This window comes from Streptomyces sp. NPDC005774 (assembly GCF_042871645.1).
GTDB classification, from domain to species: Bacteria; Actinomycetota; Actinomycetes; order Streptomycetales; family Streptomycetaceae; genus Streptomyces; species Streptomyces pratens.
The window spans coordinates 1-20,198 of sequence record NZ_JBIAIV010000058.1 but is presented as its reverse complement, the minus strand read 5'-3'; the positions used below and the strand labels follow the sequence as shown (position 1 = coordinate 20,198).

Sequence of the window (20,198 nt, the reverse complement as noted above, 5' to 3'; positions counted from 1 at the left end):
CCTCACGTCCTTCCCCTGCCGGCCCCGTTCAGGTCCCCACCCTCTCCGGAACCGGTGGCCGACGCGAGACGTTTTCCGGGTGCGCCCGGTACCGTCGGGCAGTCCGCGCGCGGCATCCCGCGCGTACCGCGCGTCCCGCCGTCCGCCCGACGGCCTTGTGCCGACGGGCCGTGGTCCGACAGTCAGCCCAGGGAGCCTCATGACCACCGCCACCACCCGCCACAGCGACCGGAGGATCAGCCCGGTGTTCCTGGGCATCCTGGCCGTCACGGCGGTCACGGGATGGGCCACCTGGACCGGGTTCGCGAACCAACCGGGCGTCGCCGTGTTCCTGTTCGTGACGGCCGCCTGGATCGTCTCGCTGTGCCTGCACGAGTACGCGCACGCCCGCACCGCGTTGCACAGCGGCGACATCTCGATCGGCGCGAAGGGCTACCTCACGCTGAATCCCGCGAAGTACACCCACGCCCTGCTCAGCATCGTGCTCCCCGTGCTGTTCGTGATCATGGGTGGGATCGGTCTGCCGGGCGGGGCGGTGTTCATCGAGCGGCACCGGATCCGGGGGCGCTGGCGGCACAGCCTGATCTCGGCGGCGGGCCCGCTGACGAACGTCCTGTTCGCGCTCGTGTGCACGGCGCCGTTCTGGCTGGGAGCGCTGGACGGCGTACCGGCCGACTTCCGGTTCGCGCTGGCGTTCCTGGCGCTGCTCCAGGTGACGGCCGCGATCCTGAACTCCCTGCCGGTGCCGGGCCTGGACGGCTACGGCGTGCTCGAGCCCTGGCTGTCGCGGAGCCTGCGGCGCCAGGTGGAACCGTTCGCACCGTTCGGCCTGCTGTTCGTGTTCGCGCTGCTGTGGGTGCCGGCGGTGAACGGCGTGTTCTTCGAAGTGATCGACTCGATCCTGTCGGCCCTGGGCATCCACGAGATGGAGACGTACTGCGGCCTGGATCTGTTCCGCTTCTGGCAGGGGGAGAGCGAGTTCTGCTCGGTCGCCGCGTGAGGGAGCCGGCCGGCGAGCGGCCGCGGCGCGTGACCGGTCGGCCCGTGACCGGTCAGCCCGTGACGGACCGGTCGCCCTGCGCCGCCTCCGTGCCCTGCGCCGCCTCGGCGGCCTCCCGCTCCAGCTTCCCCCGCCGCACGTAGTACCAGGTCATGTTGGACGACAGCCCCGCGAGCAGGATCCAGACGACGCCCAGCCAGCTGCCCTGGACGAAGGACACGACGGCCGCGGCGAGGGCGAGGAGGCAGACGGTGATGGCGTAGAGAGCGAGTCGGGGCATGGCGCTGGGCTCCTGTCGGGGGACACTGCTTCGCCGACCAGTGTCCCCCATGAGGTCATACGTCCGTCACACGGAGCCCGGCGTGTGCCTTGTAGCGGCGGTTGACGGAGATCAGGTTGGCGACCAGGGACTCCACCTGGTGGGCGTTGCGCAGCCGCCCGGCGAAGATGCCGCGCATGCCGGGGATGCGTCCGGCGAGGGCCTGCACGATCTCCACGTCGGCGCGGACCTCGCCGAGCACCATCACGTCGGTGTCGATCTCGTCGATCTCCGGGTCCTGGAGCAGGACCGCGGACAGGTGGTGGAAGGCGGCGGTGACCCGGGAGTCCGGGAGGAGGGCGGCGGCCTGCTGGGCGGCGCTGCCCTCCTCGGGCTTGAGCGCGTAGGCGCCCTGCTTGTCGAAGCCGAGCGGGTTGACGCAGTCGACGACGAGCTTGCCGGCCAGTTCCTCGCGCAGGCTCTCGAGCGTCTTGCCGTGGCCGTCCCAGGGCACGGCGACGATCACGATGTCGCTGCGGCGGGCGGTCTCGGCGTTGTCGGCGCCCTCGACGCCGTGGCCGAGTTCCTCGGCGGCGGCCTGCGCGCGTTCGGCGGCGCGTGAACCGATGATCACCTTCTGGCCGGCCTTGGCGAGCCGGAAGGCGAGGCCCTTGCCCTGCGGCCCGGTTCCGCCGAGCACGCCGACGACGAGCCCGGAGACGTCGGGCAGGTCCCAGGGGCCCTTGGCGGGCGCCTTGGCGGGGGCCTCGGCGGCCTGCGCGGAGGTTTTCTCGGGCTGCTGTGCGCTGTCGCTGGGGGTACTGGAGGTCATGGGCCCGACTCTACGGGCGCAGGATGACCGTTTGCGGTTCACGCGGGCCCACGTGAGCGCCGTCACTGCGCCGCCCCACGTCCCCCGGTCGGGTGAATCAGGGGCGAACACCCGGCCTCCGGGTCCCGGTTGGGGCAGGGTGCGGCCTCATGGACGCCGTACGGGTAGCGCTGCTGCGGGACGTGCTCGCCGGGACCGAGTGGCTGGGGGCCACCCGGCGGTTCGCGGGGGCCCTGCGGGGGTCGGTGGTGTCGCACGGGGGCGGGCTGCTGCTCGTGGGCACGCGGGAGTACGAGCCGTGGCACCTGGCGGCACATCTGGTGGACGAGGCGGCCTGGTCGGGCACGCCGGAACTGGCTCCGACACTCGTACGGCACGACGCGCACCCCTCGGATCCCGCGCATCTGGCGGTGGGGCTGGGCCGGCTGGAGGCGGCGCGGCGGGGCGAGACGCTGCTGGTGGTGGCGCCCGGGGAGCCCACGGCCCCACTGCTGGAGCGGGTGTCCGACGCCCGCCGGGCCGGCGCGACCCTGCTGGCCCTCGGCCCCGGCGACGGCCAGTTGCCCGCCCTGGCCCACGAGACGCTGGCCGTCCCGGCGGGCGCCGAGCTGGACCTGGACACCGTGCAGCACCTGGTCGGCGCGGCGGCCGGCGAGAACGCCCTGCCGTCACCGCGGGGCCACCGCCGTTTCCGGGACCGCATGTCCCGCCTGGCCGACCTCCTGACGGCCCCGCCCCCGGCCCGCTGGTAGCCGGAGCGGGCCCGCCCGGCACCTGGGCTCAGCCCTCGCCGCCCCGGCCGCTGTCACCTTCGCCGTCGGGGGCGTCGTGCCACTTGGGGTCGTTCTCCCACTGGAGGTTGCGCTCACGTGCCGTCGCCATGGCGTGCTCGGCCTCGATGCGGCTCGCGTAGGGCCCGAAGCGGTCCTTGTTGGGACAGTCCGGGCCCTCCTCGACCTTCTGGTGTTCCAGGCAGTAGTACCACTCGCCCGGCTTTCCGACCGTCCGCTTCTTGAACAGGGGCATGACCGGCTCCTTTCGCCACGGAAGACGGTGCCCCGCGGGCTCTGAATTAGACTCGCCGCCATGTCTGGCCAGTCGCTGCTCATCCCAGGGGAGCTCTCTCCCACCCGCCCCGTGCCCGGAAACATCCGCCGCCCCGAGTATGTCGGGAAACCCGCTCCCACGCCGTACACCGGGCCGGAGGTGCAGACCCCCGAGACCGTGGAGGCGATGCGGACCGCAGGGCGGATCGCGGCGCGCGCGATGGCGGAGGCCGCCAAGCTCATCGCGCCCGGCGTGACCACCGACGAGCTGGACCGGGTGGCGCACGCGTACATGTGCGACCACGGCGCGTACCCGTCGACGCTCGGTTACCGCGGTTTCCCCAAGTCGCTGTGCGCCTCGGTCAACGAGGTGATCTGCCACGGCATCCCGGACTCGACGGTGCTGCGCGACGGCGACATCGTCAACCTGGACGTGACGGCGTACATCGGCGGGGTGCACGGCGACAACAACGCCACGTACCTGGTGGGTGACGTGGACGAGGAGAGCCGGCTGCTGGTGGAGCGGACCCGGGAGTCGCTGAACCGGGCGATCAAGGCCGTCAAGCCGGGCCGGCAGATCAACATCATCGGCCGGGTCATCGAGTCGTACGCCAAGCGCTTCGGCTACGGCGTGGTCCGGGACTTCACCGGTCACGGCATCAACACCTCGTTCCACTCCGGGCTGATCGTCCCGCACTACGACAGCCCGCACGCGACGACGGTCATCCAGCCGGGCATGACGTTCACGATCGAGCCGATGCTGACCCTGGGCACGCACGAGTACGACATGTGGGACGACGGCTGGACGGTCGTGACGAAGGACCGCAGGCGGACGGCCCAGTTCGAGCACACCCTGGTGGTGACGGACACCGGCGCGGACATCCTGACCCTGCCGTAACCGGAACCGAGACCGGAACCAGGGCCCAGGCTCCTGACCTCGAAGCCCGCCCTCTTCGGAGGGCGGGCTTTCGTCGTCCCGCAACGGGGTAAAGAGTTACCGACGAACTGTCGGCAACCTCTTGACTTAGGTAAGCCTAACCATAGAAGATCTGGACTCATGGACTCCTTCTCGACCCTCATCCGCACCGCCTCCCACGAGCAGCACGTGGAGGCGGAGACCTCGACGTTCATGAGTGACCTGCTCGGCGGACACCTGGGCATGGACGCGTACGCGCGCTACACCGAGCAGCTGTGGTTCGTGTACGAGGCGCTGGAGTCCAGTGCGGCGCGGCTGGCATCGGACCCGGTGGCCGGCCCCTTCATCCTCCCGGAGCTGCTGCGCCTGCCCTCCCTGGAGCAGGACCTGGCCCATCTGCGGGGCCTCGAGTGGCGCGCGACGCTGACGGCACTGCCCGCCACACAGGCGTACGCGGAGCGGGTCGCGCACTGCGCGAGCGCATGGCCCGCGGGCTACATCGCCCACCACTACACCCGCTACCTCGGTGACCTCTCCGGCGGCCAGATCATCCGCGACAAGGCGGAGCGCACCTGGGGCTTCCCGAAGAAGGGCGACGGCGTTCGCTTCTACGTCTTCGAGGGGATATCCAACCCGGCCGCCTTCAAGCGCGAGTACCGCGAACTGCTCGACGACATCCAGGCGGACGACCTGGAGAAGCAGCGCGTCATCACCGAGTGCAAGCGGGCCTTCGCCCTGAACACCGACGTCTTCCGCGCCCTGGGCGAGGAGTTCCCGCTGTCGGCGTGACATTCCCTCCGGGGTCAGTGCTGCGATCACAGTGGTGGGGGTCGGTGGATCGCAGTACCGGGCGGCCCTCCGAGCGGGAGGATGCCGACTGACGACCTCCGACCGCTCCCGGCCCCCCGCCCCTCCGGCCCCGGGCCTGCGAGGCCCGGGGGCTCGCACTGTCGGCCGGTAGGTGACCGCCGCCGTTACGCACCCCGGCCCGTGAGCGCTCGGCGGGTTGCTCGGCCGGTCGGCCCGGTCCGATGCCCGAAGAGCGACGCGCGGTGCTCCTGCGCCGATCTCGCCGCCCGAAGTCCACCTCCCGCGCCGGCCGGGAGGCGTTCACCACCGGGCGCGCCGGGCACGGCCGTGATGTCTCGACCTCGCGTCAGTGAACCGCTTCGGGACATACGGCGCCGTGACAGTGAGCCCCGGGGCCCATGCCCCCCTCATGTCACCAACGGACAGTCACTCGCGCCTACCGGGACCAGCGAAAAAACGGCGGAAAGCAGCCACCAGCGACTGCCGACCACTCCACCGACACATCGCACGTGGTGCTCCGGTCGCCGTGGTCGGGGATGCGGCAGAGACTGAAACCCGGATTCTGTCCAGGAACACCCCCGGAGCGCAGGAGAATGGGCCCCACCCGGGCGTTACCGCCCCGCGAAAGGCAGTGGCTTCGATGGCTGCCCGCCGCGCTGATCCTCGGCGTGTTCGTCCTCGACCTCCTCAGCCCACGAGGTATGAGGGTGTTCCCCCTGCTGGCGGCCGCCCCCGTGCTGGTCGCGCCCTGGTTCTCCCTGGCCGGGACGATCGCCACCGGCGGGGCGGCGTTCCTTGCCGCGCTACTCCTGCCGCTGGTGAGAGGCAGGCTGCCGTTCGGCGTCGACGATGTCGTCCCGCTCTCCACCTTCGTCACCCTGACCCTCCTGGCCGCGGTCGTCAACCGGCTGCTGGCCCGTGAGCGGCGGCAGCTGAAGAACGCCCGCGAGGTCGCCGAGGCCGTCCAGCGCGCGGTGCTTCCCTCCCCGCCCGGACGGATCGGGCCGCTGGCCGTGGCCGTCCGGTACGAGGCCGCCGCGCGGGAAGCCGCCATCGGGGGCGACCTGTACGCGATCCACCCGACTCCCCATGGCATCCGGCTGATGATCGCCGATGTCCGGGGCAAAGGCCTGGGCGCGGTCCAAACCGTCAACGCGCTGCTGGGCACCTTCCACGAGGCCGCCCTTCGCGCTCCGGACCTGCACGGCGTGGTCTGCTGGCTGGAGGATCGGCTACAGGAGGCCAACGCCGCCGAGGGCGGGACAGGACTCGAGATGTTCGCCACCGCCGTCATCGCCGAGTTGTCCGCCGACGGCTCCACCCTGCGCATGGCCAATCGGGGACACCCGGCGCCGTTGCTGGTCCACCGCGGCCGGACCCGCCCGCTGGAGCCGGGCATGCCTTCACTGCCGCTGGGTCTGGCCGACCTCGGCATCCCGAACGTCCTCCCGGACATCCATGTCGACCAGTACGTCCTGCCCGAGGGGGCGGTCCTGGTGCTGTTCACCGATGGCGTCGTCGAGGCCCGCGACCACCGCGGGGTCTTCTACGATCCCGTCCCGCAGCTGTCCCGACCCCTCCCACCGGACCCGGACCACATGCTGGACGCCCTGCTCGCCGACCTGTACCGGTACACCGCAGGGCACCTCGACGACGACGTCGCGCTCCTCGCCATCGGCCTGCCCCGCGACGCGAACGACGGCCTCGGCAGGGCCCCGGCCGTCCACCGGAGGAAAGCAGACGACAGCCGGCGCGTTTGAAGAAACCCACGACTCTGCCCCCTACCGGCGTCGCGTATGGGCGCCACCTGTCCGAATATTTCGGGTCAGTCGGATGATTCCGGACGTGGTGTGGTGATGATGGTGGTTCGCAGTTCCTCCACGGCGCGGGCGCGGGCCCCGGCGAGTTCGGGTTCGGTGACCTGGGCCGCCGCGACCGGCACGCTGCGGGGCAGCTCCGCGAAGTGCTCGCGGATGACCTCGGCGATGCCCGGCTCGGCGCCCCAGAGGCCGCCGAGGACGATCAGTCGGGGGTCCGCCAGGGCGACCGCCGCCGCCAGCACTCCACCCACCGCGCGGGCCAGCGTGCCGCGGGTCCGCCGCGCCGTCGCGCTGTCGCCGAGGGCGGCCGCGCGCAGGGCGTCGACGTCGATGGCGGTGGACTCGGCCCGGCGCAGGCCGAGTTCGGCGAAGACCTCGATGAAGGGCATCGCCCTGCCCCGGGGCCCCGCGGTGTAGAGGTGGGCGATCTCGCCGGCCAGCCCATGGTGTCCGCGGCGGACTTCCGTATCGGTGACCACCGCGCATCCCAGTCCCTCGCCGAGATGGACATAGACGAAGTCGTCGACGCCGAGGGCACATCCGGTGGCGCGCTCGGCGCGGGCGGCCCAGTTGATGTCGTTGTCGACCAGCACCGCCCCTTCCACCGGGCCGGCCAGCACCGCGGCCGGGTCCAGGTCCCCGACCAGGAAAGGGGCGTCCGGCAGATGCACCAGGCGTCCGGTGGCGCGGTCGACCGGATCGGCCGCGCTGATCACGGCCGTACGCAGTCGGCCGTGCACCCGGGGCCGGACGCGGGGGCCCCCGGGGGGCCCCCCCCGGGGGGGGGGGGGCGGGCCCGGGGGGGGGGCCCCGCCCCCCGGGGGGGGGGCGGGGGCGGCGCCGCAGGCGGGGGCCGGCTCCGCGCCGCCGCCGGCGGGGGTGGGGGGGGGCGCCCCCGGGGCGGGCCCGGCCCCCCCGGCCCCCCCCCGGGCCGCCGCCCCCGGGGGGGCGGCCGCCGCCCCCCGGGGCGGGCCGGGGCGGGGGGGGCCCCCCCCGGGCCCGGGGCGCGGCCCAGGCCGACTTCGGCACGGGCGGTGACGGCGCCGAAGGCGTCGACCGTCTCCGCGACGACGCCGTCGGGGCTGATGCCCGCCACCAGCGCCGCCCCGGTGTCCGCGGCCAGCGAGTAGTAGGTGCCGACCCGGCCGCGGCCGGTGGTGCGTTCGCCCGTGTCGGCGAGCAGGCCCGCCTCGCTCAGCCGCCGCACGCTGTCGGAGACCGTCGGTTTGGAGATCCCGGTCCGGGCGGCGATCTCCGCGCGGGTCAGGCGCCCTTCCTCCATCAGTGCGCGCAGCACGTTCTCGTCGGTCAGCGTGCGCAGCATTTCGAGTGACGGCTTGGCCAGTGACATGCCGAGGATTTTAGTCAGGACTCTTGCCCAAATGTGGGCGCGCGGCTACGTTGACTATCTAGTAAGGAGTCCTGACCAAAGGAGCCCGAGCAATGACGCTCGCAACCGGTACCCAGCAGGCCGCCCTCCCCGCTCTCCCCGCCCTGCCGCACTGGGAGACCGTCCCCGACGACCTCGCCGCCGCCATCCGCGAGATCAAGCCCGCGCTGCGCGCCCGTATCGAGTCCTCCGGACGCACCGTCGAGGAGGTCTTCGCCGTCGTCGAGGAACGCGTCCGCGCCCGCCTGGCCGAGATCCAGGCGGACAAGGAGCGCGGCGAGAGCGTGTGGCCGGTCATCGACTACGCGGACATCGCGAACGGCACCGTCACCCCGGAACAGCTCGACAAGCTCCGCCGCCGCGGCTGCCTCATCGTCCGCGGCCACTTCGAACGCGACCAGGCCCTCGCCTGGGACGCCTCGATCGTGGACTACGTGGAGCGCAACGAGTTCTTCGAGAACTACCGGGGCCCCGGCGACGACTTCTTCGGCAGCGTCGGCTCCAAGCCGGAGATCTACCCCATCTACTGGTCGCAGGCCCAGATGGAGGCCCGCCAGAGCGACCGGATGGCCGACGTCCAGTCCTTCCTGAACTCCCTGTGGAAGCACGAGTCCGAGGGCGTGCAGTGGTTCGACCCGGACCGCGACGCGCTGTACCCCGACCGCATCCGCCGCCGTCCCCCGGGCGCCGACTCGGGCGGGCTCGGCACCCACCTCGACCCCGGCACCCTCGACCTGTGGCTGACGCAGGCCTACCAACAGGCGTTCCGCCACCTGTTCGACGGCAGCGTCGAGGAGTACGACCCCTGGGACGCCGCGCACCGCACGGCCGGACCCCAGTACCCCGGCTCCACCATGTGCTCGGCGTTCCGCACCTTCCAGGGCTGGACCGCCCTGTCGGACATGAACCACGACCAGGGCGTCCTGCACACCGTCCCGATCCCCGAGGCCATGGCGTACCTCATGCTGCGGCCGCTGCTCTCGGACGTCGCGGACGACGACATGTGCGGCGTGACCACCAATCAGGTCTTCCCCGCCGACGAGAAGTGGCACCCGCTCCTCATGGAAGCCCTCACCGGCATCCCCGACGTCAGGGCGGGCGACTCCGTCTGGTGGCACTGCGACATGATCCACAGCGTCGCGCCGATCACCGACCAGAAGGGCTGGGGCAACGTCATGTACATCCCCGCCGCTCCCTGGTGCCCCCGCAACGAGGAGTACTCGGCGAAGGTCCGCGAGGCATTCCTGGCCGGCTCCAGCCCCAGTGACTTCCCCGAGGAGCACTACGAGCGCACCTGGGCCGACCGCTTCGACGTCGACCGGCTGAACGAGACGGGCCGACGCGGCCTGGGCCTCGACGACTGACGGACCCGCCCCCGTGCACCGGGCGGCGCCGAGACCTCTCGGCCGCCGCGCCCCGGCATGACCCGCCGTGCTCCGGCGTGACACGGACGGGGAGGGCACCCGGCGCCCTGCAGCGCAGTCCTTACCCGGACGGCTCCGGGGCCGGGTGCCCTCCCCGGGGCGGCCGTCGCGGCCCGCGTGCCACCTCCGCGCCGGTCCGTTCACGGCAGCGTGGAAGAACTTCACGCAGCCACCGGACAACCCCGCTCCCCCGAATGGCGCGGGCACGACCACACACCCGCCGAACGGCACGGGCACGACCACACACCCGCGGTCGACCAGCCGACCGGCTTACCCACGAGCCGAAACGGGAACCCGCCGAACCGGCTCGCCCTGCTCGCCCCGACTCGGGCAGCGTCCCGCAGAGCCTGCCCGAAAGCCGGGCACCAGGCTCTCCCTCCCCCTCTTCTTCCTCACCGGGCGCCGCCCTCCGCAGTGTGCGTACACCTGCCTCGGCGCCCGCTGTCCTTGCTCCCTGCCCGAGGCAGACGGCAACGACACACATCACAGGAGTTCGCAGGTGACCAGCACAGCACAGCAGCCTGCCGCCGGAGGCCTCTCGGCCCGGCCGGACCGGCTGCGTCACGTCGTCTTCATCGCGGCGTCCGCCGCCATGGGCGGCTTCCTCTTCGGCTACGACAGCGCCGTGATCAACGGCGCCGTCGAGGGCATCAGGGGACGGTTCGACGTCGGCGCCGCCACGCTCGGCGCCGTCATCGCCATCGCCCTGCTCGGCGCGGCCGGCGGCGCCATGCTCGCGGGACGGCTCGCCGACCGCGTCGGCCGCCTCCGGGTGATGCGGCTGGCCGCCCTGCTCTTCCTGGCCAGCAGTATCGGCTCGATGCTTCCGTTCACTGCGTGGGACCTGTCCTTCTGGCGCATCGTGGGCGGCGCGGCCATCGGCATGGCCTCCGTGATCGGCCCGACGTACATCGCCGAGGTCGCGCCCACCGAGTACCGCGGCCGGCTCGTCTCCTTCCAGCAGGCCGCCGTCGTGCTGGGCATCGCGGTCTCCCAGCTGGTCAACTGGATGGTGCTCACCCTCGCGGACGGGGATCAGCGCGGCAGCCTGCTCGGCCTGGAGGCGTGGCAGGTCATGCTCGGCATCGCGGCCGTTCCCGCCGTGGTCTACGGCGTGCTGGCGCTGCGCATCCCGGAGTCGCCGCGCTACCTGATCTCGGTCGGGAGGACCGGCGAGGCCAAGGACGTGCTGCGCCGGCTCGAAGGGGAGCAGGGCGATCTCGATGCCCGGGTGGCCGAGATCGAACTGGCCATGCGCAGCGACGACGCACCGCGGTTCAGGGACCTCCGCGGCCGCTTCGGCCTGCTGCCGATCGTCTGGGTCGGCATCGGACTGTCGGTCTTCCAGCAGTTCGTCGGCATCAACGTGATCTTCTACTACAGCTCCTCGCTGTGGCAGTCGGTGGGCATCGACCCGTCGAGCTCGTTCTTCTACTCGTTCACCACGTCGGTCATCAACATCGTCGGCACAGTGATCGCGATGGTGCTCATCGACCGGGTCGGCCGCAAGCCGCTGGCCGTGACCGGTTCCGCCGGCATGGCGGTCTCCCTCGCAGCCGTCGCCTGGGCCTTCTCCCACAAGACCGGAACGGGCGCCGACATCTCGCTGCCCGACACCCAGGCCGCCGTCGCGCTGATCGCCGCCCACACCTTCGTCCTCTTCTTCGCCATGTCGCTGGGCGTGGCGGTCTGGGTGCTGCTCGGCGAGATGTTCCCCAGCCGTATCCGCGCGGCCGCGCTCGGCGTCGCCGCCTGCGCGCAGTGGATCGCCAACTGGCTGGTCACCGCGACGTTCCCGACCATGGCGGAGTGGAACCTGTCCGGGGCATACGTGATCTACGCGATCTTCGCCACCCTGGCGGTCCCGTTCATCATCAAGTGGGTGCCGGAGACCAAGGGCAGGACCCTGGAGGAGATGGGCTGAGCGCATGTCTCGTGCGCCTCGACTGCTCCACCGGAGATGGCCGCGCCGCCTGTATATGGCGGCGCGGCCGGTCATCAGGCGCGCTTCCCTTCGCCTTCGGCATGACCCCTGCTGGAGTTACAGGAAGCGCAATCGCTCCATGGCCCTGCGCAGCTCAGCGGTCCAGGTCCGGTACGCGGGAACTTTGCACAGGGTATCGAGCGCGACCGTCTGCCCCAGCCGCCCGAAGTCCCGCTCCGCGTCGCGTCGGCCGCCGAGAGCCACCTTCAGCACGGCCTTCGGGTCGGCGGCCTTCTCCACGTCGGGCGACACCTCCCACGCGGCGTCACGCATGGGTGCCGCTTCTTTCAGCGCTGCGGGGTCCGCCGGCATCCACGCCTCGGTCTCCCGTACGGGCACCAGGGCCACGATCCGGTGCGCGTCGTCGGGGAAGCGGTCACGGAGGGCATCCACCTTGCTCCGCTCATTGTGGTCGTGGTGAATCATCACGATGTCGTAGTAGCAGAGCAGGTCGGTCACTTGACGCACCACAAAGTCTCGGTGCGCCACGGTGAAACACTCTCCGACGTCCACTCCCGAGTAATCGAAGCCGACGGGCGCTTCAAGGGCGAATTCGGTGATCTGCCGGTCGATGAGCGGAACAAGGAACCACTGGTCACTCGCTCCCTCGGTCAGGAGAGCAAGGCTGAGATACCTACGCCCCACGCGCGTACCGCCCTGTGGGGTCGAGGTACTTCCGTACCTCGAGAGGAGTGACGAACGTCCCGCGCTCGCCGCTGTCGGCCACCTTCCGCGCCCTGGTCAGCCGGCGCGGCGGGAGTCCGTCACCGAACCGGGTGACCGTGTCCAGGAACACCACCGAGTCCGGGGCGTCCTCCAGAGCGGCGGCGAGCGCGACCGGTGAGTACGTGGTGATCACGATCTGCCTTCCGTCACCGGAGGTGAGCGTCGAGGGATCGCTGGTCCTGGCCTTCAGCCGGGACAGCAGTTGCGGAACCCGGGTGGGATGGAGACCGTTCTCGGGTTCCTCGATCAGAAGGAGCCCTTCGTACGCGGGGTCGTGAGCGGCGGCGAGCAGAGCCAGAATGCGCAGGGTGCCCGCCGAAGCCGCGCCAGGAGGCACTCGGTGCTCGTGCCGGTGCTGAAGCCAGACGTCCCACTGGCCCCACTCGGCGTTGGCCGCCACCGTGATGTCCACGAGGTCGGGGAGCAGCGCCACGGCGTCGGCACGGAAGCCGTACCAGGCTTCGGGGTCCCGGGCGATCCGCCCTAGAACGGCACCGAGATTCTTTCCGTCCTCCGCGAGAGGCGCGGTGTCGTAGGTGGAGGAGACGATGCGCATCGCCTTGGGTGAGGGTTCGAGGATCCGCCAGTTCCCGGAGGTCTCGGCCAGCTCTGTGCGGTCTGCGGCGTCCTGCACGGGAACCTCCGTGCAGTGCAACTGACCGGTTCCGCCAGGGCTCAGGTTCGGTGAGGGCGGGATCCAGTCCGCGTCACCCGCGTAGTGATCGTGGACGTTCAGGACTTCGGTGTCGACACGCAGGGGATCCGGCGGGTCCGCGTACGTCACCCGCGCTTCCACCCTGAGGTGGCAGTACCCGGCGTAGCCGTGCACGAGCACATGGGCCGCGATCCGCATGGCTCCGGCCGGGACACCGTCCGGACCACGCCGGAACAGTTCTTTCGGTCCTCCCCGGCGGGCGTGGTCGACGATCGTCTGACTCGTCGGTTCCCGGATCAACTGGCCCAGCAGGTCCACGGCCTCCAGCAGATTGGACTTGCCCGAGGCGTTGGCTCCCACCAGGACGGTGAACGGCGGCAGGTCGAGGGCGAAGTCGTCGAACGACTTGTACCCGTCGATCTCGATCCGTGTGATCACCCTGCCACCTCCTCTCCGCACGGCCACATGCGCATGGCGCCGCATTATCCGGAGCCCTCGCCCGTCCGTAGGGTCAACGGTTCGGCCGCGTGCACCCGCAGTGACGGGCCGTCGTCCAGTTCCAGCACCACGGCGGGACCGCCGGCCGCGTACTGGTCGCTCCGCACGGCGAGCACGGTCCGCCACTCGCCCCGCACCCGCACCGTCTGCCCGGTCCGGATCATCACCGCCGCCACCTCGCGCATCGGGGGCTCGGCCACGATGTCCGGGGCCTTCAGCTCCGCGAACACCGTCTTCCCGATGCCGGCGGCGCGCTCCTCACAACCCCAGCGATGCGCGAGGGCCGCCACGAGCAGCAGACCCCGCCCGCCGGTCTCGTCCTCGCCGGGCTCCCGAACCTCGGGCCGGCCGCCCCCGGCGTCGCTCACCTCCAGCCGCAGTAACCCCTCGGCAGCGGAGCGCGCGATCCGCACCCCGATCTGCCGATCACTCGGCACCGGCACGCGCAGCGCGTTGGTCACCAGCTCGGAAAGCACCAACTCGGCGTCTTCCAACACCTCTTGGGAGACACCCCACCCCCCGAGCACCGCATGCAGCAGCGCCCGCGCCCGGGGCACGCTGCTGCGACTGCGGGAGAGGCGGAAGGTGATGTCGTCTGTACCGAAGCGGTGTGCCATGGCGCCCCCATGGGGTCGGTTGCAGGAGATCAGAGACACGCCAGAACCACCGTGGGATGTTTCGACGTGCAGCGAATCGCAGCATATGAACTGGCGCAATATTGCACGACGCAAAGTCGACTGCTTCACTCCTTCGAGTTGTGCTTCCCTCCTCCCGAGTGAGCCTCTGATAGGGAGTTGCCCATGCCTACTGTCAAACCGTCCACTGTGTTGGGGCGCCAACTCGGTGACGAGCTGAAGAAGTTCCGCGAGGCCGCAGGCGTCACCATGGCGCAGGCGGCGGAAGCCCTCGACTGCACCAAGGGAAAGATCAGCCGCATCGAGAACGGTCACGTCCCCGTTCGCGCGCCTGACCTGACCGCTCTCATGCAGGCGTACCGCGTGGACGAACCCGAGTCGCGGGAACGTCTCTCGGCCCTCGCTCGCAGGGCCAATCGGCGGCGCCGGGAAGGCTGGTGGCACCCGTACACATCTGTGCTACGCGACACCTACATCGATCAGATCGAGATGGAGGCCATCTGCGAAAGTGTTCGTACATACCAAGCGCAACTGATCCCCGGACTACTGCAGACAGAGGCATACGGGCGGGCGGTGACCGTCGCTTCGCGTGCCTGGCAGACGCCTGAGGACATCGATCAGTTCGTGCGGGTACGCCTCGCTCGGCAGGCACGGCTCAGCGGCGAGAACCGCTTCGACTTCTGGGCAGTGCTGGCAGAAGGCGTTCTACGCCAAGAGGTCGGCGGCCCCGACGTGATGCGGACGCAGTTGGAACACTTGGTGACCACGGCGCAGCAGCCCAACATCACCATCCAGGTGCTCCCGTACTCGCGTGGTGCTCATGCAGGCATGTTCGGCCCCTATGTGCTGCTGAGCTTTCCTCAGATGGCCGCGCTCGATCTGGTCCTCACCGAGACACCGGCGGGCAACATCTGGATGGAGCAGGAGGCGACCGTGGCCAGTTACCGAGTGATGTTCGACGACGCCAGAATGGCAGCATTGCCACCGTCGGAATCACTCACCCTGATCCAGCGCATCGCCAAGGAGTACAAGCCATGAACCACGCGACGCTCGCCACCGACGCAGCGATATGGCGCAGGAGCAGCCACAGCGGTGGGCAGGGTGACTGCCTCGAACTCGCCCACGGTGTCCCCGCCCTCGCCCCTGTCCGCGACAGCAAGGACCCGGCCGGGCCGGTGATCGGGTTCGGGCGTGCCGCCTGGCGTGCCTTCCTCACGCACCTGGGCTGACGTCAGCGTTCCAGGACCACCCGTCCGCCGATCTCGGTCCAGCCGTACGGCTGTGGAGCCGTGAGGATCTGGGAGCCGGCGCCCTGGGTGATATTGAGGGCGCGGCCCAACTGGTCGGTGAGCAGCAGGGCGGCGGCGCCGGTCGCCTCGTCCTCGTCGATGTTGTCGTCGCGGCCGGGGAAGGCGCGGGCGCGGATCCGGCCGGCGGGCTCGTCCTCCCAGGCCCAGGCGTAGACCCACTCCCCCTTCGGCGGCACGGCCAGGGCGTCGACCTCGGCGGCGGTGGCGTACTGGCGCAGGGTGCGCGGCGGCACCCACTCCGCGCGCGCCTCGATCCAGCAGAACTCCCCGTCCTGCCGGGCGCCCACCGTCCCGGCGGGCGTGACCAGCTCGGGGACGTCGAGCAGCCAGGCCGCGCCGACGCAGGGGTGTCCGGCGAAGGGCAGGCGCAGGGTGGGGGTGTAGATGTCGATCACCCCGCGCTCGGGGTCGTCGACGAACACGGTCTCGCTGAAGCCGAGCTTCTCCGCGAACAGCTGCCGCTCGCTCCGCTCGGGCATGAAGGAACCCTCACGGACGACGCCGAGTTCGTTGCCGTACCCGCCCCGGGGGCCACAGAAGACGCGCACCACGTCGTAGTCAGTCACGGGGGCATTCAAGCAGCCCACACGTCACTTCGGGACGAAGAGGCCGCTCTGTCAGGGGGCGCCGATACTCCCCAGCGGGGATGAGTACGTGTACTCATCCCCGCACGGGCTTCCCGGTCCACCGTTGAGAACGACACTCTTGGACCGACCTCAAGGAACCCGCGATGCCGAACGACTCCCGCCCGCGCAGCTTCCCGCACCGGCTCCTCGCACTCGCCACGGGCAACTGGCTCGCCAGGGGCTATCTGGCCGTCTTCGCCCTCTCCGTCGTGGCCATGTTCCTCTTCCCGGAGAGCGGCGTCGCCCCGGGCCCTCTGCTGCTCACGGCTCCTCTCTCCTTCCTGACGATGGTCCTGCCCTTCGGTCCGGGCACCGGCGGTGGCGGGGTGGTCGAGGTGTCGGCCATCGGTTTCTGGATCGCATGGCTCCTTCTGTGCGCCTTCGTGAACGCCGCCGTACTCGGCGCCCTCCTCACGAGATCCGTGAATGCCGTCTCGCCCGGCTCCCGTGCGCCTCTCCCCCGTGTTCCGGGCTCCTCGGAACGAGGAGCGACGGACACGGCACGTCCCGCGAGCCCTCGTTCACACAGGACTCGGGCCCTGCTGGCGCCCGCGGTGGACAACTGGCTCGCGCGTGGGTATCTCGCCGTGGTCGCGGCGTCGCTGGGGTTCTTCCTTGTCGCCGCGTACCTGCTGCCGGACCCGGGGTTCGCCGGGATCTGGCCGCTCATGACCACGGCGCCGCTCAGCATCGTCGCCCTCATGGTGGCGTCCCCCGCCGAGTGGGCCTCCTCCCTCGTCTGGCTGAGCCCGTTGCTCTTCTCCGCCGGTGCGGCCCTGTCCGGACTGTTCAACGCCGTACTGCTCGGCCGGCTAGCCCGCACGCTGCGGCCGCGGGAAGCACGCCCGGCCGCCTGAAGGCCTTCGCGTACTGCCGTCGAGGGCTCCGGGCAGGTCGGCCTGGAGCCCCCGACGGCAGGGGGAATGGCGCGGTAGGCCTTCGCGGTGGATGCGCTAACGTCCGTCGTCATGAAGAGAATTGGGGCGGGAACCCTTGCAACTGCCGTCGTGGCCGTTGCAGGACTGCTGCTGGTGGGGCTGCCTGCGGTGTACTTCCTGACCGCCTACGGGTGTGGTGAGGAAGAGGACCGGCTCGCCGCAGCGATGGCCGGCGAGCCGGTCCTGGGTACAGCGCCGGAAGGGGCCGACCGGGCGAGCCGCTACCAGGAGTGCGACGACGACGATCGCTTCGTGACCGTGGGGACGCAGCACCAGTACGCCGGTTCGCCGAAGACGGCCTTGCGGCACTACCGGGAGGCCGCTCAGGCCGACAGTTGGCGACCTCGCACCACGGCCGACGGTGAGCCCGTGCCCGGCTGTTTCACCAAGGCGGTGGACGGGACGACCGCGTACCTCACGGTGGAGGGCCCGGAGAAGGGCGTTCTCGACGTGGGGATCATCGGGGATCACGCGGAATCGGAGTGGTGCTGAGTCCACGACGACCGCCCGATCGAACTCCTCGAAGTGCGGGCCGCGGACCCGGGAGACCGGCTCCCCGGGGTGAACGGCGGACCCTCCTACTCCGGGCCCTCCTCGACGGTCGCCGTGCGGTCGGACAGGCGTTCGTAGCGTTGTCTGGCGGCCTGCGGGGTGCCGAGGCCGAGGCCGAAGGCGATGTCCTGCCAGGTCATGCCGCGGCCGCGGGCCATCCGGAGGAGCCCGGTCTCCAGTTCGTCCATCTCTCCGCGCACCAGCGGGACGAGACTCAACGCGGCGGTGATGTCGTCCCGGTCCACCTCCGGTTCGCCGCCCTCGCGCTGCGCGGCCCCGCTGAGCAGGAACGCCACCAGCCGGACGGCCTCGTGCGGGCCGAGGACCGCGGGGTGGACCTGCCGGCGGCGCTGCTCGTCGGTGGCCGCGTGCCGCTCGGCGATACGGAACAGGGAGGCGTGGACACGCCGCGCCCGCGCCTGCTCCGGACGCGGAGGCGTGAAGGGGTCGGGGGCGGAGTTGGAGTCGGGGGCGGGATGCTGTTCGGGAGTCGGCGGCATGGGACAAAGCTGCGGCGCCAACAGTTGCATGTCAACCAATTATTTTGAACAACTCGTTTAATTCGGCTGTGCAACCAAGATCTCCCCGCCCCATGCGCATGGCGACGACGCAAACCCGAGACGGTCGCATGAGCCGCCGGACAGGCCCTGATCGTCCGGACATCGCGCGTAGTCATAATGCGCAAGTGACCAGACTTCCCGTGCCGTTGCCCGCCGAACACATACCGCCCGGCACCGCCGACTGGCGGACTCCCGACGCCCGGCGCTGGCTCGCCGCCGTGCCCGCCCGGTGGGCACACCCTCTGTGGGCGCTGCTGGCGTTGGTCGCCTCGCTGATCTGGGACATGGTGGCGGCTCCCGTCGTCCCCTGTACGTCCGCCGACCCGTGCGGCACCGACTGGCTGGGCCTCGGGATGGCCGTCGTGCTGGTGCTGACCCTGTACTGGGTGTGGCGGCAGCCGCGGCTCGCGCTCGCGGGGCTCGGGGCCGTGCTGGCGGGGTTCGCCGTGGACGGCGGCTTCACGGCGGCGTTCAGCGAACCGTCCGCGCTCGCGTTCCTCGTGGCCGCCGGGTTCACCGCCGCCGGGCTCGTCCACCGGCTGGCCGTCGCCGTGCGGCAGCGGGCGCTGGCCCTGGAGGCGGCCGGGCCGGTCGCACAGCCGCTGCCCGCCGCCGCGCGGACGTTCCGCCGGGGCCGGCTCTCCTTCGGCCTGGCCGCGCTGCTGCTGGCCGTCGCCGGGTTCGGCTACTGGCAGGTCCAGCAGGTCGTCGACGCGTACGAGGAGCGGGCCGCGGGCGCCACAGAGCTGTCCGGACGGGTCACGGCCCTGAAAGAGGACGACGACGGCATCGGCATCCTCAAGGTGGAGGCCGACGGGCGTACCTACCGCTTCGAGACGGCCTTCCCCGAGGACTTCCCCGTGGACAGCCGGGTCGACATCGTCGTGGACGGCGACTGGGCGGCGCTGGTCGCGGAGCCGTACGACGCCTTCGGCTGGGAGCTGCTGGTGCTGGTCGGCTCCGTCGCGGGGCTGGCGTTCCTCGCGAACGGCGTGGACGGGCGGACCCGTTCGCAGCGGCTGCGGCGCGGGCCGCTGCCGGTGCTGCACGTGCTGGTGCGCGAGGGTCACGACGACGACGTCCGCACCTGGGTGTTCGCGGCCGACGACCCGGAGGGCCTCCGGCCGATCCTGCACTTCCACTCGCTGTACGCCTTCGAGGACGAGGACGAGGACGGGGACGGGGACGAGGACAGCCTTGACGCGGACGACGGCCCCGCAGCCGTCGTCGAACTCGGCAAGGTCACGGAGGTTCTTCGGGGCGAGGACCCTCCCCCGCCGCTGCGGGAGGCCGTCCTGTACGGCGTCCCCTACCTCGGCGCCGAAGTCGCCTTCGTCGCGCGCGACGACGCGGACGACCCCGAGGTGGCGGTGGAGTGCAGCGTCACCGCGGTGAAGCCGGCCGTCCCGCGGTTGGTGGAGCGCGGGACGCGGCGCCGTCAGCGGATGAACCCGCGGCGGTCCGTCGACGAGATCGCCGCCGGCATGACGCCCACGGCGGGCCCGCGAGTGTGGACGGCGCACGGCTTGTCGCGTGCGGTGGGCCTCAGCCTGCTGCTGATGCAGGGCGGCGGCATCTGGGTCATGCTCGACGAGGGGCCGTCATGGACCTGGCTGTGGCTGGCCGTGGGTCTGCCGTGGCTGGTGACGGCCGTGGCAACGGCGCTCACCTGGCGGATCACCGCCGACCGTGACGGGCTGTGGGTGACCGGGGCGTGGCGCGTGCGGCGGGTCCCGTGGAACGTGATCACGTCCGTGCGGCACTCCGATGACGGCATCCGCGTCGGCCGGGCCAAGGACTCCCCCGTCGAGCTCTCCCCCACCGGCTGGGCGTGGCTGGAGCGCCGCCTGGGCCGCGAGCCGCATGTGGGGCGCGCCGTCGAGGAGTTGCAGGCGCTGCTGCTCCGCCCGGAGCTGCGGCCGCTGGAGGAGGCGCCGACGGGGCGGCAGGGCGTGCCGGTCGGGCCGCCGCTGGTGGCCCTGTCGGTGCTGTGGGGTGTGGCGGTACTGCTTCTGCTTTGACCGGACCGCAGGTCGGTGACCGGGCCGCGGGTCCCGCTCAAGTCCGTGACCTGCGGCGGGCGGGCCGCGTCCCCGAGGGGGGGAGAGCGGTTCCCCACCCTAGGAGTCTCAATGACGAAGTCAAGCCGTCTGGGTGACCGGTGGGGCGGAGGTGAAGACCCGTCCGTCACGCAGCAGGGCCCACAGCACGCTCGCC

At 71.2% G+C, this 20,198-nt stretch carries 20 protein-coding genes and 1 pseudogene; 12 read left to right on the top strand and 9 right to left on the bottom strand.

Annotated features, from left to right (window positions below):
* The first annotated feature begins 199 nt into the window (after nucleotides 1-199).
* Nucleotides 200-1,000: a site-2 protease family protein gene (locus ACFYQA_RS33725; protein ID WP_388926152.1), complete on the top strand. Its 801-nt coding sequence runs from the start codon at nucleotides 200-202 to the stop codon at nucleotides 998-1,000.
* 52 nt (nucleotides 1,001-1,052) lie between these two features.
* Here the strand turns inward: ACFYQA_RS33725 and ACFYQA_RS33720 are convergent, their stop codons facing one another.
* Together ACFYQA_RS33720 and npdG are read right to left on the bottom strand one after the other, a co-directional pair.
* A complete protein-coding gene (locus ACFYQA_RS33720) occupies nucleotides 1,053-1,331 on the bottom strand; it encodes a hypothetical protein (protein ID WP_388926149.1) in 279 nt (92 codons plus the stop codon).
* A 4-nt stretch (nucleotides 1,332-1,335) separates the two neighbouring features.
* Entirely contained in the window at nucleotides 1,336-2,091 is a 756-nt protein-coding gene (gene npdG / locus ACFYQA_RS33715; protein ID WP_388926146.1) for an NADPH-dependent F420 reductase, read from the bottom strand.
* Between the two features lie 149 nt (nucleotides 2,092-2,240).
* On the opposite strand from npdG, the gene ACFYQA_RS33710 reads away from it, so the two are divergent.
* Nucleotides 2,241-2,843: a hypothetical protein gene (locus ACFYQA_RS33710; RefSeq protein ID WP_388926143.1), complete on the top strand. Its 603-nt coding sequence runs from the start codon at nucleotides 2,241-2,243 to the stop codon at nucleotides 2,841-2,843.
* A 28-nt stretch (nucleotides 2,844-2,871) separates the two neighbouring features.
* Here the strand turns inward: ACFYQA_RS33710 and ACFYQA_RS33705 are convergent, their stop codons facing one another.
* The gene (locus tag ACFYQA_RS33705) at nucleotides 2,872-3,117 is read right to left on the bottom strand and encodes a hypothetical protein (protein ID WP_388926140.1); all 246 of its coding nucleotides are present in this window, start codon (nucleotides 3,115-3,117) and stop codon (nucleotides 2,872-2,874) included.
* 60 nt (nucleotides 3,118-3,177) lie between these two features.
* Here ACFYQA_RS33705 and map point away from each other — a divergent pair, with 60 nt between their 5' ends.
* From map to ACFYQA_RS33690, 3 genes are all read left to right on the top strand, one after another.
* Entirely contained in the window at nucleotides 3,178-4,035 is an 858-nt protein-coding gene (gene map, locus ACFYQA_RS33700) for a type I methionyl aminopeptidase (RefSeq protein ID WP_388926137.1), read from the top strand.
* A 159-nt stretch (nucleotides 4,036-4,194) separates the two neighbouring features.
* The gene (locus tag ACFYQA_RS33695; RefSeq protein ID WP_388926134.1) at nucleotides 4,195-4,842 is read left to right on the top strand and encodes a heme oxygenase (biliverdin-producing); all 648 of its coding nucleotides are present in this window, start codon (nucleotides 4,195-4,197) and stop codon (nucleotides 4,840-4,842) included.
* A 614-nt stretch (nucleotides 4,843-5,456) separates the two neighbouring features.
* The gene (locus tag ACFYQA_RS33690) at nucleotides 5,457-6,623 is read left to right on the top strand and encodes a PP2C family protein-serine/threonine phosphatase (RefSeq protein WP_388926131.1); all 1,167 of its coding nucleotides are present in this window, start codon (nucleotides 5,457-5,459) and stop codon (nucleotides 6,621-6,623) included.
* 65 nt (nucleotides 6,624-6,688) lie between these two features.
* Here the strand turns inward: ACFYQA_RS33690 and ACFYQA_RS33685 are convergent.
* Nucleotides 6,689-8,034: pseudogene (locus ACFYQA_RS33685) on the bottom strand (ROK family protein).
* A gap of 92 nt (nucleotides 8,035-8,126) precedes the next feature.
* Here ACFYQA_RS33685 and ACFYQA_RS33680 point away from each other — a divergent pair.
* Nucleotides 8,127-9,437, top strand: coding sequence for a DUF1479 domain-containing protein (locus ACFYQA_RS33680; RefSeq protein ID WP_388926128.1), 1,311 nt, complete (start codon nucleotides 8,127-8,129; stop codon nucleotides 9,435-9,437).
* A 559-nt stretch (nucleotides 9,438-9,996) separates the two neighbouring features.
* Nucleotides 9,997-11,421: a sugar porter family MFS transporter gene (locus ACFYQA_RS33675; protein WP_388926125.1), complete on the top strand. Its 1,425-nt coding sequence runs from the start codon at nucleotides 9,997-9,999 to the stop codon at nucleotides 11,419-11,421.
* 117 nt (nucleotides 11,422-11,538) lie between these two features.
* On the opposite strand, the gene ACFYQA_RS33670 is transcribed toward ACFYQA_RS33675, so the two are convergent.
* Genes ACFYQA_RS33670 through ACFYQA_RS33660 form a run of 3 tightly spaced genes read right to left on the bottom strand, consistent with a single transcriptional unit; the run spans nucleotide 11,539 to nucleotide 13,977 of the window.
* Nucleotides 11,539-12,126: a hypothetical protein gene (locus tag ACFYQA_RS33670; protein WP_388926122.1), complete on the bottom strand. Its 588-nt coding sequence runs from the start codon at nucleotides 12,124-12,126 to the stop codon at nucleotides 11,539-11,541.
* On the bottom strand, nucleotides 12,116-13,300 hold the full coding sequence (locus ACFYQA_RS33665; protein WP_388926119.1) for an AAA family ATPase: 1,185 nt from the start codon (nucleotides 13,298-13,300) through the stop codon (nucleotides 12,116-12,118). The genes ACFYQA_RS33670 and ACFYQA_RS33665 overlap by 11 nt, the downstream gene beginning before the upstream one ends.
* Nucleotides 13,301-13,344: 44 nt before the next feature.
* Entirely contained in the window at nucleotides 13,345-13,977 is a 633-nt protein-coding gene (locus tag ACFYQA_RS33660; protein ID WP_388926116.1) for an ATP-binding protein, read from the bottom strand.
* A 183-nt stretch (nucleotides 13,978-14,160) separates the two neighbouring features.
* Here ACFYQA_RS33660 and ACFYQA_RS33655 point away from each other — a divergent pair, with 183 nt between their 5' ends.
* Nucleotides 14,161-15,033, top strand: a complete 873-nt coding sequence (locus tag ACFYQA_RS33655; protein WP_388216084.1) for a helix-turn-helix domain-containing protein — start codon at nucleotides 14,161-14,163, stop codon at nucleotides 15,031-15,033.
* On the top strand, nucleotides 15,030-15,224 hold the full coding sequence (locus tag ACFYQA_RS33650) for a DUF397 domain-containing protein (RefSeq protein ID WP_388926114.1): 195 nt from the start codon (nucleotides 15,030-15,032) through the stop codon (nucleotides 15,222-15,224). Before ACFYQA_RS33655 ends, ACFYQA_RS33650 begins: the two co-directional genes overlap by 4 nt.
* A 2-nt stretch (nucleotides 15,225-15,226) precedes the next feature.
* Here the strand turns inward: ACFYQA_RS33650 and ACFYQA_RS33645 are convergent, their stop codons facing one another.
* Nucleotides 15,227-15,871, bottom strand: coding sequence for a PhzF family phenazine biosynthesis protein (locus ACFYQA_RS33645; RefSeq protein WP_388926111.1), 645 nt, complete (start codon nucleotides 15,869-15,871; stop codon nucleotides 15,227-15,229).
* A gap of 164 nt (nucleotides 15,872-16,035) precedes the next feature.
* On the opposite strand from ACFYQA_RS33645, the gene ACFYQA_RS33640 reads away from it, so the two are divergent.
* Together ACFYQA_RS33640 and ACFYQA_RS33635 are read left to right on the top strand one after the other, a co-directional pair.
* Nucleotides 16,036-16,788 carry an SCO4225 family membrane protein gene (locus ACFYQA_RS33640; protein ID WP_360031578.1) on the top strand — a complete coding sequence of 251 codons (753 nt, stop codon included), beginning with the start codon at nucleotides 16,036-16,038 and terminating at the stop codon, nucleotides 16,786-16,788.
* A 150-nt stretch (nucleotides 16,789-16,938) separates the two neighbouring features.
* Nucleotides 16,939-17,361, top strand: coding sequence for a hypothetical protein (locus ACFYQA_RS33635; protein ID WP_360031579.1), 423 nt, complete (start codon nucleotides 16,939-16,941; stop codon nucleotides 17,359-17,361).
* A gap of 86 nt (nucleotides 17,362-17,447) precedes the next feature.
* Here the strand turns inward: ACFYQA_RS33635 and ACFYQA_RS33630 are convergent, their stop codons facing one another.
* On the bottom strand, nucleotides 17,448-17,921 hold the full coding sequence (locus ACFYQA_RS33630) for a DNA-binding protein (protein WP_388926107.1): 474 nt from the start codon (nucleotides 17,919-17,921) through the stop codon (nucleotides 17,448-17,450).
* A 128-nt stretch (nucleotides 17,922-18,049) separates the two neighbouring features.
* Here ACFYQA_RS33630 and ACFYQA_RS33625 point away from each other — a divergent pair, with 128 nt between their 5' ends.
* Nucleotides 18,050-20,002 (top strand): hypothetical protein, encoded by a 1,953-nt coding sequence (locus ACFYQA_RS33625; RefSeq protein WP_388926198.1) that lies wholly within the window; start codon nucleotides 18,050-18,052, stop codon nucleotides 20,000-20,002.
* The last annotated feature ends 196 nt before the right edge of the window (nucleotides 20,003-20,198 follow it).

What these genes read in the sequence shown, in the direction of transcription:
- ACFYQA_RS33725 (WP_388926152.1), top strand. Translation starts at nt 200, where the DNA reads ATGACCACCGCCACCACCCGCCACAGCGACCGGAGGATCAGCCCGGTG.
- ACFYQA_RS33720 (WP_388926149.1), bottom strand. Translation starts at nt 1,331, where the DNA reads ATGGGGGACACTGGTCGGCGAAGCAGTGTCCCCCGACAGGAGCCCAGC.
- npdG (WP_388926146.1), bottom strand. Translation starts at nt 2,091, where the DNA reads ATGACCTCCAGTACCCCCAGCGACAGCGCACAGCAGCCCGAGAAAACC.
- ACFYQA_RS33710 (WP_388926143.1), top strand. Translation starts at nt 2,241, where the DNA reads ATGGACGCCGTACGGGTAGCGCTGCTGCGGGACGTGCTCGCCGGGACC.
- ACFYQA_RS33705 (WP_388926140.1), bottom strand. Translation starts at nt 3,117, where the DNA reads ATGCCCCTGTTCAAGAAGCGGACGGTCGGAAAGCCGGGCGAGTGGTAC.
- map (WP_388926137.1), top strand. Translation starts at nt 3,178, where the DNA reads ATGTCTGGCCAGTCGCTGCTCATCCCAGGGGAGCTCTCTCCCACCCGC.
- ACFYQA_RS33695 (WP_388926134.1), top strand. Translation starts at nt 4,195, where the DNA reads ATGGACTCCTTCTCGACCCTCATCCGCACCGCCTCCCACGAGCAGCAC.
- ACFYQA_RS33690 (WP_388926131.1), top strand. Translation starts at nt 5,457, where the DNA reads ATGGGCCCCACCCGGGCGTTACCGCCCCGCGAAAGGCAGTGGCTTCGA.
- ACFYQA_RS33680 (WP_388926128.1), top strand. Translation starts at nt 8,127, where the DNA reads ATGACGCTCGCAACCGGTACCCAGCAGGCCGCCCTCCCCGCTCTCCCC.
- ACFYQA_RS33660 (WP_388926116.1), bottom strand. Translation starts at nt 13,977, where the DNA reads ATGGCACACCGCTTCGGTACAGACGACATCACCTTCCGCCTCTCCCGC.
- ACFYQA_RS33655 (WP_388216084.1), top strand. Translation starts at nt 14,161, where the DNA reads ATGCCTACTGTCAAACCGTCCACTGTGTTGGGGCGCCAACTCGGTGAC.
- ACFYQA_RS33650 (WP_388926114.1), top strand. Translation starts at nt 15,030, where the DNA reads ATGAACCACGCGACGCTCGCCACCGACGCAGCGATATGGCGCAGGAGC.
- ACFYQA_RS33640 (WP_360031578.1), top strand. Translation starts at nt 16,036, where the DNA reads ATGCCGAACGACTCCCGCCCGCGCAGCTTCCCGCACCGGCTCCTCGCA.
- ACFYQA_RS33630 (WP_388926107.1), bottom strand. Translation starts at nt 17,921, where the DNA reads ATGCCGCCGACTCCCGAACAGCATCCCGCCCCCGACTCCAACTCCGCC.
- ACFYQA_RS33625 (WP_388926198.1), top strand. Translation starts at nt 18,050, where the DNA reads ATGAGCCGCCGGACAGGCCCTGATCGTCCGGACATCGCGCGTAGTCAT.